Annotated in this window: 14 protein-coding genes; 6 read left to right on the forward strand and 8 right to left on the reverse strand. The window is 39.6% G+C overall.

All coding sequences use genetic code 11. The features are described 5' to 3' along the window. Positions 1-114 precede the first annotated feature (114 nt). Positions 115-363 (reverse strand): DUF2061 domain-containing protein, encoded by a 249-nt coding sequence (locus tag J678_RS12025; protein WP_031944679.1) that lies wholly within the window; start codon positions 361-363, stop codon positions 115-117. Between the two features lie 244 nt (positions 364-607). Here J678_RS12025 and leuC point away from each other — a divergent pair, with 244 nt between their 5' ends. The 4 genes from leuC to leuB all read left to right on the forward strand — a co-directional run bounded on the left by leuC (position 608) and on the right by leuB (position 4,506). Then, positions 608-2,026: a 3-isopropylmalate dehydratase large subunit gene (gene leuC / locus J678_RS12030; RefSeq protein WP_025466172.1), complete on the forward strand. Its 1,419-nt coding sequence runs from the start codon at positions 608-610 to the stop codon at positions 2,024-2,026. 18 nt (positions 2,027-2,044) lie between these two features. Beyond that, entirely contained in the window at positions 2,045-2,692 is a 648-nt protein-coding gene (gene leuD, locus J678_RS12035; protein WP_004710710.1) for a 3-isopropylmalate dehydratase small subunit, read from the forward strand. A 112-nt stretch (positions 2,693-2,804) separates the two neighbouring features. Then, the gene (locus J678_RS12040; RefSeq protein WP_004710709.1) at positions 2,805-3,395 is read left to right on the forward strand and encodes a hypothetical protein; all 591 of its coding nucleotides are present in this window, start codon (positions 2,805-2,807) and stop codon (positions 3,393-3,395) included. A 31-nt stretch (positions 3,396-3,426) separates the two neighbouring features. After that, positions 3,427-4,506, forward strand: coding sequence for a 3-isopropylmalate dehydrogenase (leuB, locus tag J678_RS12045; RefSeq protein ID WP_000043184.1), 1,080 nt, complete (start codon positions 3,427-3,429; stop codon positions 4,504-4,506). A 53-nt stretch (positions 4,507-4,559) separates the two neighbouring features. Here leuB and J678_RS12050 read toward each other — a convergent pair whose 3' ends face one another. Next, complete coding sequence (locus J678_RS12050) at positions 4,560-4,967, reverse strand: hypothetical protein (protein ID WP_004710708.1); 408 nt, start codon at positions 4,965-4,967, stop codon at positions 4,560-4,562. A 167-nt stretch (positions 4,968-5,134) separates the two neighbouring features. Here J678_RS12050 and J678_RS12055 point away from each other — a divergent pair, with 167 nt between their 5' ends. After that, positions 5,135-5,509: a lysozyme inhibitor LprI family protein gene (locus J678_RS12055; RefSeq protein WP_002053311.1), complete on the forward strand. Its 375-nt coding sequence runs from the start codon at positions 5,135-5,137 to the stop codon at positions 5,507-5,509. A gap of 51 nt (positions 5,510-5,560) precedes the next feature. Here the strand turns inward: J678_RS12055 and infA are convergent, their stop codons facing one another. Continuing rightward, positions 5,561-5,782, reverse strand: a complete 222-nt coding sequence (infA, locus tag J678_RS12060; RefSeq protein WP_001284370.1) for a translation initiation factor IF-1 — start codon at positions 5,780-5,782, stop codon at positions 5,561-5,563. Positions 5,783-6,046: 264 nt separating this feature from the next. Here infA and J678_RS12065 point away from each other — a divergent pair, with 264 nt between their 5' ends. Further along, a complete protein-coding gene (locus tag J678_RS12065) occupies positions 6,047-7,057 on the forward strand; it encodes an AraC family transcriptional regulator (protein WP_004710706.1) in 1,011 nt (336 codons plus the stop codon). 16 nt (positions 7,058-7,073) lie between these two features. Here the strand turns inward: J678_RS12065 and truA are convergent, their stop codons facing one another. The 5 genes from truA to asd form a co-directional block, all read right to left on the reverse strand. Continuing rightward, positions 7,074-7,871: a tRNA pseudouridine(38-40) synthase TruA gene (truA, locus tag J678_RS12070; protein ID WP_017393960.1), complete on the reverse strand. Its 798-nt coding sequence runs from the start codon at positions 7,869-7,871 to the stop codon at positions 7,074-7,076. A gap of 14 nt (positions 7,872-7,885) precedes the next feature. Next, positions 7,886-8,857, reverse strand: a complete 972-nt coding sequence (locus tag J678_RS12075) for an asparaginase (RefSeq protein WP_017393959.1) — start codon at positions 8,855-8,857, stop codon at positions 7,886-7,888. A gap of 58 nt (positions 8,858-8,915) precedes the next feature. Next, positions 8,916-10,208 carry a hypothetical protein gene (locus J678_RS12080; protein ID WP_017393958.1) on the reverse strand — a complete coding sequence of 431 codons (1,293 nt, stop codon included), beginning with the start codon at positions 10,206-10,208 and terminating at the stop codon, positions 8,916-8,918. A gap of 59 nt (positions 10,209-10,267) precedes the next feature. Beyond that, on the reverse strand, positions 10,268-11,629 hold the full coding sequence (locus tag J678_RS12085) for a FimV family protein (protein WP_017393957.1): 1,362 nt from the start codon (positions 11,627-11,629) through the stop codon (positions 10,268-10,270). Between the two features lie 148 nt (positions 11,630-11,777). Next, positions 11,778-12,896 (reverse strand): aspartate-semialdehyde dehydrogenase, encoded by a 1,119-nt coding sequence (gene asd, locus J678_RS12090; RefSeq protein ID WP_002053322.1) that lies wholly within the window; start codon positions 12,894-12,896, stop codon positions 11,778-11,780. Between the last annotated feature and the right edge of the window lie 177 nt (positions 12,897-13,073).

Below are 13,073 nucleotides of genomic sequence, written 5' to 3' on the forward strand. Positions count from 1 at the left end.
ACAACTCTACTTGGGATAGAAAAATCGAGAGAGGCTAAAGTCGCCAAGCCAAAATCGTATCATGCTTGCAGCTAAACGTTCTATAAACTTGTGATTTGGCGTATTAATCTTAACCTAAGCAATTGTCTCTTTTTCGTTTAAAGCTGAAATACGACGGTCTTTTGCTGCCCATACTTTTTCATGAAAGAAAAATGCAAATGCTTGTACGGTTGGTTCTAACATACTTAAGGTTAAAGCCATCCAAATGTTACCTGTTACAAAGTACGCGACTAGCATTGCTACCGTAATATGCATAATGTAGTAACTTAAGGTTTTCTTTAATGTACGTTGGTTATTTACAACGAATTTTTGAATATTAGCCATCATCGTTCTCTCTACCTATATTTGATATTTTTAGTATAGAGATGAGAGTATAAGATTAAAAATGGATTATGCAAATGATAATCATTAACAAAACCGATTTAAATATTTTTGAGCAATATTAAGATATGCAGGAATGATTCCTAAAAGTTTTCTAATTTATAAAAATGATAAATTAGATTTATGTGAAACTCTGGCTATAATCGAAGAAAGATTAGAATTACCCAGTCCAATGGAGCAAGACGACATGGCAGGCAAAACTTTATATGACAAATTGTGGGATGACCACGTAGTTACAGAGCGTGATGATGGTTCGTGCTTACTTTATATCGACCGTCATTTATTGCATGAAGTAACAAGTCCACAAGCATTTGAAGGTTTGCAACTTGCGGGTCGTCAACCGTGGCGTTTAAGCGCAAACGTAGCTACACCAGACCACAACGTTCCAACGTCTAAAAAAGAGCGTGATCAGGGCATTGCAGGTATTGAAGATGATACGTCTCGTATTCAGGTTCAAACCTTAGATGATAACTGTAAGGCATTTAATATCGTTGAATTTGGTATTAATGATATTCGCCAAGGTATTGTGCATGTTGTTGGTCCTGAGCAAGGCTTAACTTTACCGGGTATGACGGTAGTATGCGGTGACTCGCATACAGCAACTCACGGTGCCTTTGGGTGTTTGGCACATGGTATCGGGACATCTGAAGTTGAACACGTTTTAGCGACACAATGTTTGATTCAGAAAAAATCAAAAAATATGTTGGTTCGTGTTGATGGCGTTTTAGGTAAGGGCGTAACACCAAAAGATGTGGTGTTGGCGATTATCGGTAAAATTGGTACTGCGGGTGGTACAGGCTACGCAATCGAGTTTGGTGGTCAAGTTTTCCGTGATATGTCGATTGAAGGGCGTATGACGGTATGTAACATGGCGATTGAAGCGGGTGCTCGTGTGGGTATGGTCGCAGTTGATGATAAGACTATCGAATACGTAAAAGGCCGTAGCTACGCACCAAAAGGTGAGCAGTGGGAACAAGCGGTTGCTTATTGGAATACTTTACATTCAGACGATGATGCTGTTTTTGATGCAGTTGTTGAATTAAATGGTGCAGAGATTGAACCACAAGTATCTTGGGGTACTTCACCTGAGATGGTGATTCCGGTGTCGAAAGCTGTACCAACTTTAGAACAAGCGAAAGATGACGTACAACGTAGTGACTGGACACGTGCGTATCAATATATGGGGTTAAACGCAGGTCAGACATTGGCTGAAATTCAACTTGACCGTGTATTTATTGGTTCTTGCACTAACTCACGTATTGAAGATATCCGTGCTGCTGCTGAGGTGGTTAAAGGCCGTAAAGTGGCTTCTAGCATTAAGCAAGCGATGATTGTTCCGGGTTCTGGTTTAGTGAAACAGCAGGCAGAAAAAGAAGGTTTGGATAAAATTTTCTTGGAAGCTGGTTTCGAGTGGCGTGAACCGGGTTGTTCAATGTGTTTAGCCATGAATGCAGACAAGTTACAACCGGGCGAACACTGTGCATCGACATCAAACCGTAACTTTGAAGGTCGTCAGGGTAATGGTGGTCGTACTCACTTGGTAAGTCCGGCAATGGCAGCAGCGGCTGCAATCGCAGGGCATTTTGTTGACGTTCGTTCATTTTAATTCGGTCTGGAGCAAACCATGAAAGCTTATACAGTTGAACAAGGTATCGTTGCACCATTAGATCGTGCCAATGTCGATACAGATTTAATTATTCCAAAACAGTTCTTAAAATCGATTAAACGCACTGGGTTTGGCGACAACTTATTTGATGAGCTTCGTTATTTAGATGAAGGTTACCCAGGTCAAGATAACTCGGTACGTCCAAAAAATCCGGACTTTGTTTTGAATCAACCACGTTATCAGGGAGCAACAGTTTTAATTGCTCGTACGAACTTTGGTTGTGGTTCAAGTCGTGAGCATGCACCTTGGGCATTAAACGAATATGGTTTTCGTACCGTTATTGCGCCAAGCTTTGCTGATATTTTCTTTAATAACTGTTTTAAAAACGGCATGTTACCAGTTATTTTATCTGAGAATATTGTTGATCAATTATTCAAAGAATGTGCTGCGAATGAAGGATATCAATTAACAATTGATTTGGCTGCGCAAGAAGTTCGTACACCAGCAGGTGAAGCATTTAAATTCGAAGTGGATCCATTTCGTAAGCATTGCTTGTTAAATGGCTTGGATGATATTGGCTTAACTCTCCAAAATGCGGACGCAATTCGCGCTTATGAAGAAAAAACCAAACAGGTTCGTCCTTGGGTATTCCAAGAGATAAATTAACCTTTTGGTACATTTTAAACATAGTCATGGCGTCGTGTTCAAACTCTTGCTAACATGCTAAAGCATAACAACAGCTTAAAATTATGCACTAGATGAGGATTGGGCTTGAACAATGAAGAGGAACGTTACTCATAGCTTTTTGTTGGGCCTGTGCGCAATAACACTAAGTGCTTGTCAGAGCACTTACAATGTAGTGGATACTGTTCGTATTAAGCAGGCTGAACAAGAAAATTTGGGGCAGAATGCAGCAATATATTGTTCGGGCGCAAAAAGTTGCGAATTTGAACGGCTAAATGATATTACTGTTGTTGATGCACAGACACGTCGTATTAGTAATCAGGCAATTCATCAAGGAATTGTGAGATTAAATGGTTCGGTGTTAAGTCAAAGCAATAGTTTGTATTTATCTGTGCCTGCCAAACAATATGAAGTGGTGATTCGTTACTATCCGATTTCTCCAGATCGGGCAGAAACCATCCATGTTATTCACCAATTCAAAGCCAACCATCGCTATATGTTTAAAATGTACCGAGACAAATCTAATCGTTCGGGTAGTTTGCTGAATGTTTCTGTACCAGATCCATTATGTGTTGACTTAGAGCAGGATGGGCGTGTAATTCGCCGTTTTTGTCGACCATTTGATGTAACCACAGGACTCGGTGAATTTCTCGAACAGAAAAAACTAACACCACGACAGTCATAACACTGTCTTGTCTTTGAAAATGGAAAACTTCATGTCTAAACAGATTTTAATTTTGGCTGGCGATGGGATTGGTCCTGAAATTGTTGGGGCAGCAGAAAAAGTATTAAATAAAGTAAATGAAAAATTTAATTTGTCTTTGACTTGGGAACATGGCTTGTTAGGTGGAGCTGCGATTGATGCTCATGGAGAACCATATCCAGCTGTAACAAGTGAGCAAGCCAAAAAAGCTGATGCCATTTTATTAGGCGCCGTTGGTGGACCAAAATGGGACACTATTGAACGTTCTATTCGCCCTGAACGCGGTCTTTTAAAAATTCGTAGTGAACTTAACTTATTTGCTAACTTGCGCCCAGCGATCTTATATCCACAATTGGCTGATGCTTCTAGCTTAAAACCTGAAATTGTTGCAGGTTTAGATATTTTGATCGTTCGTGAATTGACTGGTGGTATCTACTTTGGTCAACCACGTGGTATTCGTGAACTCGAAAATGGTGAAAAACAGGGCTATAACACTGACGTTTATTCTGAGAGCGAAATTAAGCGTATTGCAAAAGTTGCTTTTGAACTTGCAGGATTACGTGGCGGTAAAGTGTGTTCTGTAGATAAAGCAAACGTTTTAGAAGTGACAGAGCTTTGGAAGCAAACGGTTACTGACTTACAGCAAGCGAACTATCCAAATATTCAGCTTTCACATATGTATGTGGATAATGCTGCTATGCAACTTGTACGTGCACCTAAACAGTTTGACGTAATCGTTACAGGTAACTTATTTGGCGATATCTTGTCTGACGAAGCAGCAATGCTTACAGGCTCAATTGGTATGTTGCCGTCAGCTTCTTTAGATGAAAATGGCAAAGGCATGTATGAACCTTGTCATGGTTCGGCGCCTGATATTGCGGGTCAAAATGTGGCAAACCCATTAGCAACCATTCTTTCTGTCGCAATGATGCTTCGTTATACCTTCCGTGAAGAAGCTGCTGCTAAAGCAATTGAAGATGCAGTAGGGCAAGTACTTGATCAAGGTTTCCGTACAGCCGATATTATGTCTGAAGGCATGACTAAAGTAGGTACAGCCGAGATGGGTGAAGCAGTCGTTGCTGCTCTTGCTTAATCGCTACTTTGCTAAAAAACGCAGCTTCAAGCTGCGTTTTTTTATGGTTGTGTTTAGCAAGCTTTACCTTCGTATTGAATAGACTCGGCAATGTCATTTTTAAGCTGAAAAATAACTTTGCAATTAAAATTAACATCGTAAGAGTTGCTCCCTAATGTCCCGGATTGGATAGGAACTGGATTACCACCCATCTCTACATTACTCACCATAGGAATGGGAATACTTAATGGCCGTAAAATCGTGTAGATGAGTTGATTTGATGTTTTTTGTGGAACATGCGCAATTTGAAAGCCAAGACCGCGTAAGTTTAGTTCTTGTTGAATGGTGGTCGATGATTTGCCCAGAAAGCCTTTTAAATATTCTTGTAAGTCGACAGATTGGCGTGGTTGAGTTGCGCAACCGTTCAAATAAATAGACATCACTGAGAGCAAGGTTATTCGGCATAGGTTCGATATATTCATTTTTCTCTCTATCAAATTATATTTATTGTTAGATAACGGTAGGTTGGATTGCCTAGCTTGTAAAGAAAAAAAGGAAGTTTATGATAAATGGAGGATGAGTTTATCTAGCAATTCATACTCATATCTGAAAGGCTTTATAATTATTTTGCAAAAAACTTAAGGAAAACATGATGAAAAAAATACTTTTAGCACTTTTATGCAGCTTTGGAGTAACAGCGGTATATGCCGATAATTGCGACACTACTCGTAATACCTATGATGATATTTACTGTACAAATAAAATCTATGCGAGTGCTGATGCAGATCTAAATAAAAATTATCAGGCATTAAGAGCAAAATTGAATGCGGCGCAAAGGAATACGCTTAAGAAGTCTCAGCTTGCGTGGATACGTCAACGTGATGCTGAATGTACAGATTCAAATAGAAATAGTGTAGACGTGCAGTGTCGTTTACAGACAACGCAGGAAAGAAACCATTGGCTACAAGAAAGATTGCGTGAATGCCAAACAGTTGGGTGTAAGTCCAGTCGATTAAGTGAATAAATAAAGCAATAAAAAAGCCACATCATGAAGTGGCTTTTTTGCATTCACTAATTAGCGAGCACGGTACGTAATACGACCTTTAGTTAAGTCATATGGAGTCATTTCGACTTTTACACTGTCGCCAGTAAGAATACGGATATAGTGTTTACGCATTTTACCAGAAATGTGTGCAATAACTTCGTGACCGTTTTCAAGACGTACACGGAACATCGTATTAGGAAGCGTTTCGGTGACAACGCCTTCGAACTCAATGAGTTCCTCTTTATTGGCCATAGCCTACCTGATGATCAAATTGGAAAGGCGCAAATTATAGTCAATTTATTTAAAAAAAACAAGATAGACATCTTCTTGTTAAAGCATCTGGTTAAACTATGACTAGTAAAAAAAGATGTAATTTTTTTCACAAAACAACTCTAATTCTGTTGTCAGTTTGGTCAATCAACGCTAATCTAAAATCATAGTTATTAGGGACTGTTCATGCATAAAGAGTCAACAGCTCCTAAGTATCAATGAAGTATCTACATGGAAGGGCACTGCGTGGGTCAGCTAACAGATGCATCAGTTGTATTACGTTTTGGCTATCAAGCAATTCGTCGTGCAGGATTGCCAACAGAAGAAATATTAACTAAAGCGGGAGTCGCTTTAAATCAGGTCGATACAAATGCACGTACTCCGTTAAGTGCACAGTATGCCTTTTGGACTGCAGCTCAGGAAGTCAGTAAAGATCCAGACATCGGTTTGCATTTAGGTGAGCATTTGCCTTTGTACCGTGGTCAGGTGATTGAACATTTATTTATTAGTAGTGAAACCTTTGGTGAAGGCCTTAAAAGAGCTTTAGCGTATCAACGTCTAATTAGTGATGCATTTGATGCAAAGCTGGTTGTCGAAGATGGACGTTGCTATTTAACCAATGGTGAGCAAGTGGGGGCTGATAACCTTGTGAATCGTCATTTTTCAGAATGTGCGATTTCTGGTGTGCTTCGATTCTTCAAATTTATTACCGAAGGTCAGTTTCATCCTATCTTCATCGATTTTAACTTTAGTGAAGGTGCTTCGGAAGATGAATATTTCCGAGTTTATGGCTGCCCAGTAAGTTTAGGGCAAAAAGAAACAAGGCTATATTTTGACCCTGCTATTTTAGACTTCCAGCTTTGGCAGGCGGAACCTGAACTATTGCAACTGCATGAACAGCTCGCAATTGAAAAGCTACAAGAATTGGCACGTTATGATTTGGTCGGTGAGGTTCGTCGAGCGATTGGTTCAACACTAGAAAGTGGAGAAACCACGCTAGAAACTGTAGCAGCACAATTAAATATTACGCCACGTCGTTTACGCACTCAGTTGAGTGAAGCGAATACTAGTTTCCAACAAATACTTTCTGACTACCGTTGTCGTTTAGCTAAAAAACTTTTGGCAAATACCAGTGAGAGTGTGGAGCGTATTGTGTATTTAACGGGTTTCTCTGAACCAAGTACGTTCTATCGTGCGTTTAAACGTTGGACTAATGAAACACCAGTTGAGTACCGTAAGCGTAAACAGCATCGCTAATAAAAATGGGTTAAGCCTACTCAGGTAGGTTTAACCAGTGTGGCCCAAGTGGTGGCTGTGGTAAGACAAACTGCTCGGGATAATAACATTGAATAAAGTAGAGACCGTCAGGTGGAGCAGTGACTCCTGCCGCTTTACGATCTTGTGCTGCAAACATCGTATCAATATGGTCTATTTCATACATACCTTGACCAATTTCGAGTAAGCATCCAACAATATTACGCACCATATGGTGTAAAAAACCATCTGCTTGAATATCTAACACTAAATAGCGGCCATGTTCAAATAGACGACAATGCGTTACATGTCGAACAGGTTTATTGGACTGGCATGCTGCTGCGCGAAAGGTTTCAAAGTTATGTGTACCTTCAAATTTACTAGCAGCTTTAATCATCTTTTGCACATCTAGCTTTTGGTAAATGTGCGTGACCTGTTTATGTAAGAGGGCTGGTCGGCAAGGAGCGTTATAAATAACATAGCGGTAACGTCGAGCCGTTGCTTTAAAGCGTGCATGAAAATTTTCATCCATCAGTTTAATCCACTGAATGGAAATATCTTTAGGTAACTGGCTATTTGCTCCTCTCAACCATCCCATTTCTGGACGAATGGCGTTCGTATCGAAGTGTGCCACCATATTCGTTGCATGTACTCCCGCATCTGTTCGGCCCGCACCGTGAAGTGCAATAGGTTCATCTGCGATTTTGCTGAGTACACGCTCGATAGTTTCCTGAACGCTGGCAACGCCTGGCTGTTGTGTTTGCCATCCTCGATATTGAACTCCGCTAAACTCAATACCGACCGCATAACGTTGCATAGCTTTACCTCTATTTAATGCAAATTTTCATTCCAATGGCTGAGCCATTGTTCTGGGGTTGGGTATTTTAAATAGATTTGAAGTGCTTTTGTATAAAGATCTGCATGACTATGTGCATCATTAATGACAATTTTTGCAGTTTTGGCCCATGCACTAATTGCATAACGTTGGTCAATGCCGCCAAATGTCACTTGTGTTGCCAAGATTGGAACACATCCATGAGCATAGAGTTCATCTAAGGTTGCCAATAGTTCAGGGTTAACTGCGATATTGCCTGTACCAAAGCCTTGTAACACTAAAAAGTGCGGTGGAGCAGGAAGTAAGTGACGTAACTGTTGTACCAAGTGCTGTGTTGAAATCGGTTGCATCATCCAGTTTAAAATCTGAAATGAAGCAGCTCGTTCAATTTGAGCATCTTGTACGATCAATTCATTTTGTTGAGGCGTAAATTCAACTTCACTACTTAAACCTGAAAATGCATCGAGTTCAGTTGTATGAGTTTTTAATGCAGTTTGTGCATGGAATATTTGATGATGGAATGCAAGATAAGCACCTACAGGTAAGCTAATCACTTGTTCTAATGCAAGATATAAGTTCTCAATTGCATCAGTGAATTCACGAGTATTATCACCTTGAACATTGAGTAACGGGTATTGGCTACCAGTAATCACAATATGACAGCTTTGGCCTAAAAAGCGAGCTAGGGTCGCAGCCGCATAACTGAGCGTGTCTGTACCGTGAATAACAACGAAATGCTGATAGCCTTTAAGTTGTAGTTGTTGTATGCGTTGAATTAGGCGTAACCAATCAGGAGCTGTACATGCACTACTATCGACAATATTGGGTGCCGCAAAGCAGTCAACTGTTAAGTGTGGAGGTATCACTTTCTCAAGTTGAGGTAAGAATTGGTCATAAGGCATAGGTGCTAACGGCTCACCGACGCAACCAAAAGTACCACCCATGTAAAATAAGGCTATTTTTTTCATATTTTTGCAGGCATAAAAAAGCAGTCATCTCTGACTGCTTATGGTAAATCGAACAGTTCTAAGAAGCTATGCGATTAAGTAGGTTTTTCGCATGTTGTTGTTGTTCTGTGTTGAATTTTTGCTCATTAGCCTGTAGTAAATTGCGCGCTGCTTGGTTCTCACCAAACTTGATATATTGCTCAGCCAGTTTTAAGTCGAGCTCACTTTCATTTACTTGTTTTAATTCTGGAAATGCCTCTAGAAGTGGATCCTCTATTTGAGTTTGAGTAGCCTCTTTAGTTACTACATCTAGATGGTTTTGAGTTTCAATTTCTGGTGCTGTAACTAGTGCAGGTTCATCTAGCGAAAACTCAAGAGGTGCGATAGAAGTCGCTTCTAATGATGCTTGTTCTACGAGTGTAAGTTCATCTAATGATGAAACTTGTTCATCAGATTTCTTTTCTGAAATTGAAGGATTTAAGTCAAGGTTAAAATCTAATGCATTAAGGCTATTTTCTTGATTTGCTTTTACTTCTACTGCTTGAGTTTTTTCTTCATTTTCATGCAGAGGTGCCAAGTCAAAAGAAAACTCTAAATCAGCTAGTTCATTTATTTCTTGAGATGACGAAACTTCTGGTATTTGCTGAGATGTTGATTGTTCTGGTTCCTGTATGGGTTGACTGATATTTTCGGTAGCTGCAGTTTTTTCAAATGAAAAGTTAAATTCTAACGGTTCAACTTCAACTGCTGGTTCTTGTTTTACAGGTGTATAGTCTTTCTGCAAGTCATCAAAAGAAGTTTCAGAAGAACTTGTTGTTAACTGGTCAAACTGAGCAGTTGTGTCAGGTGTGTTTTTCGGTTCTTCATACGATTGAGATTGAGGAAAATCAATAGCATCGGGTTGTCTTGCAGACTCATATTCTTTTTGTCTTGCTTCTGCTTTAATCGCGATTTCATTTAATGCCAAACTGCGAATGTGGCTAATTAGTTGTTGAATCGCGAATTCATCTTTTTGAGCAATATGAACTTCAAGAAGTAATAAATACAATTCATGCTGGGTATTGTCTTTTTTTAGTGCCTGATTGACTTGAGCTTCAGCCGCTGAAAACTGTTTTTCTTGAATGAGCTGTTGAATATTTTGACGAACAGCCTCAGGAACAGGACTACTTTGTGGAAGAGCAGGAGTGACTTCTTCAACTACATTGGTTTTACTTTTTTCACGCGAGCTTTTACTCGATTTGGCACCTGCTTTTTTGCCCGATTTTTTACTTATACTTTTTGGGGAGGTGGTCTCTTGTTTTTGGCCATTCTCGCGCTTTTTTAAAACAACAGCAACCACGAGTAATATGATAAACGGAATCACATATAACATTACTTTCCCCTTAAAAAATAAAATATTGCAATATAAAGCGAGCTAACTCTGGTTTTAACTTAGTGTTTTTGCTTGTGAGTTTGTTGCTGTGCTTTTAATTGCTGCTGTAACTCTGCCAAACGCGCATTCAGAAGTTGAATACGTTGGTCTTTTAAACTTAAAGTTTGATTTAGTTTGGTTACATTCCTTTGTAATGTAACGGTTTTTTCTCGAGTTGTCATAACTTTTACTGCTAACTCAGTATTGTTTTGACCTTGTTGTGTGCTCTTTTTTGCACTTCCATGATTAGAATTTGGGCTGTTCTCTGCCACAATGCTCATTTCAGCTTGTTGCAAACGATATTTAGCTCGGCCAGAAGTAGGTTTTGCTAAGTTAGCTTCAGTCGATTTAGGTTTTGTATGAGGCGCTTTAGCTGTATTTGCGGCTGTTAAATTTAGTGAAATTCCCTGACGTAAACGGTTTACATCGCCTTGGATAAAAGCATGTCGATTTTGAGCTTGGATATCTCGCATGACTTTAGCTACAGGTTGTTTAGTTTGTGCTGCGATGCGATTAGCAATAGACCATAAAGACTCATTCCGTTGTACAACATACTTACCTGTAGGTGCTGGACCTTTATAGGTGCTTATTTTTTGTTTTTTTTGTGTGTTTTTACTTAATAGATTTTTTTGTTGAGCAGGCTTAGGTTGGGCTGCTTTTTTGACTGTAGTGGCTTGATTGCCATTGTTCGTTTTGAGAGGAGCAACTGGTTGCTTGTCTACAGCAGATGGTTCTGTACTCATTGTTGCTATTGTTTGCTGTGGTGCTTGAGCTGAAGATTGGTCTGTAACAGAAGCCATAGGAGCAGAGCTATTTAAAGTTGGAGCAGTTCCAGTGCTAATGTTTAGATTGCGCTCATTAGCTGTAGTTTCGGCTACAGGTGTTGCTGTCTCAGCAGGTGTATACCGAGTACTTTCAGGTAGGTTTAACGCGATGTCTTTTTCATTTACGATAAATTGTGGTGAAAGTGGAGTTTCATTCGCAGCAACCTTTTTAATAGGCGATGGCTTTAAAACAGTTTTAATATGTTGAAGGCGAGTTGCATTACCCTCACTGACTTTTACGACAATATTCAGTTCAGGATCAATAATAGGACGAGATGAGGTAATCACAATAACGCCAGTACCTTGGCCATTTTGTCGTGTATAAAAGTTCAGATTACCAGGAGGTTGGTGAGTGACTCCCAAACTATTAAGATCTTCTTGAGTGGCTAAACTGACTTGTAATGGGGTATTGGGATCTGCTTGCTGAAAATTCATTTCTGCATAAAGTAATTCCCCAGGTGCAGATTGAATTTGAATAGGATCTAATGTAATCGCATAAACACAAGGCGAAGACATAATGGTGAAAATGGCAATTTTTAATTTGTTATATGCAGTCATCTCAATCCATGACCTGATCAGTCGTAAAGTCGTTCAAAATTATACAATAATGAAATGTAAATAAATTGTTAATTTTTCACAAACCAGTTACGAAAAAGCCGATCAAATGTGATCGGCTTTTTATTTTGACTGAATAATTCAGGTCAAATTATGAGCTTTTGTATTCTACTAAAATACGTAACATACGACGTAAAGGTTCAGCAGCACCCCAAAGTAGCTGATCGCCTACTGTGAATGCACCGAGATACTCTTTACCCATATTGAGTTTGCGTAAACGGCCTACAGGTACAGTTAAGGTACCAGTCACAGCTACAGGTGTAAGATCAGTCATCGATGCTTCACGTGTATTTGGTACAACTTTAGCCCACTGGTTTGAGTTACGAATCATATCTTCGATCTCATCAAGCGGAACATCTTTTTTCAGTTTGATGGTTAATGCTTGAGAGTGGCAACGCATTGCACCGATACGCACACAGTGACCATCAATAGGAACAATTTGAGAGTTACCTAAAATCTTGTTGGTTTCAACTTGACCTTTCCACTCTTCTTTAGATTGACCGCTTTCAAGCTGTTTATCAATGTAAGGAATCAATGAACCAGCAAGTGGCACACCAAAGTTAGCAGAAGGGAAGCCTTCACCACGTTGTAACTCAGCAACTTGACGATCAATATCAAGAATTGCAGATTTAGGATCATCTAACAAAGTCTTGGTATTGTTGTACAAATAACCCATACCTGTTAACAACTCACGCATGTTTTGTGCGCCAGCACCTGATGCTGCTTGATAAGTCATAGCAGTCATCCACTCAACCAAATTATTTTGGAAAAGTGCGCCTACGCCCATCAACATAAGTGATACTGTACAGTTACCACCAACGAAAGTTTTAGTACCTTTCGCTAAACCGTCTTTAATTACGTTAAGGTTAACTGGATCAAGAACGATAATTGCATCATCAGACATACGTAAAGTAGATGCAGCATCAATCCAGTAGCCATCCCAACCAGTTGCTTTTAACTGTGGGAAAACTTCAGACGTGTAGTCACCACCTTGGCAGGTAATAATGACATCCATTTGCTTCAGACTGGTAATGTCTGTAGCTTCCATAAGTGCTGGGGCAGTCTTACCACCAAATGAAGGAGCTTCACCACCTGCATTACTGGTAGAGAAGTAGAATGGCTCAATATGAGCAAAATCATTCTCTTCAACCATACGTTGCATAAGGACGGAACCGACCATCCCGCGCCAACCGACCAGACCTACTTTCATGTCATTTTGCCTCGGTGCGTTAAAATTGTTAGGGGGAGTTGAGTGTATCAAAAGTGCTCACAACTGCAAGCGTTACAGAATCAAAACAGCAATTTTATTGAGTAGAATATCTTGTTTATGTTACATACAAAATTGATAAAGATGACAAAAACATTAAAAAACAAATCATCTTAAAAG

Source organism: Acinetobacter sp. 1424608, assembly GCF_000588255.1.
GTDB lineage: Bacteria > Pseudomonadota > Gammaproteobacteria > Pseudomonadales > Moraxellaceae > Acinetobacter > Acinetobacter nosocomialis.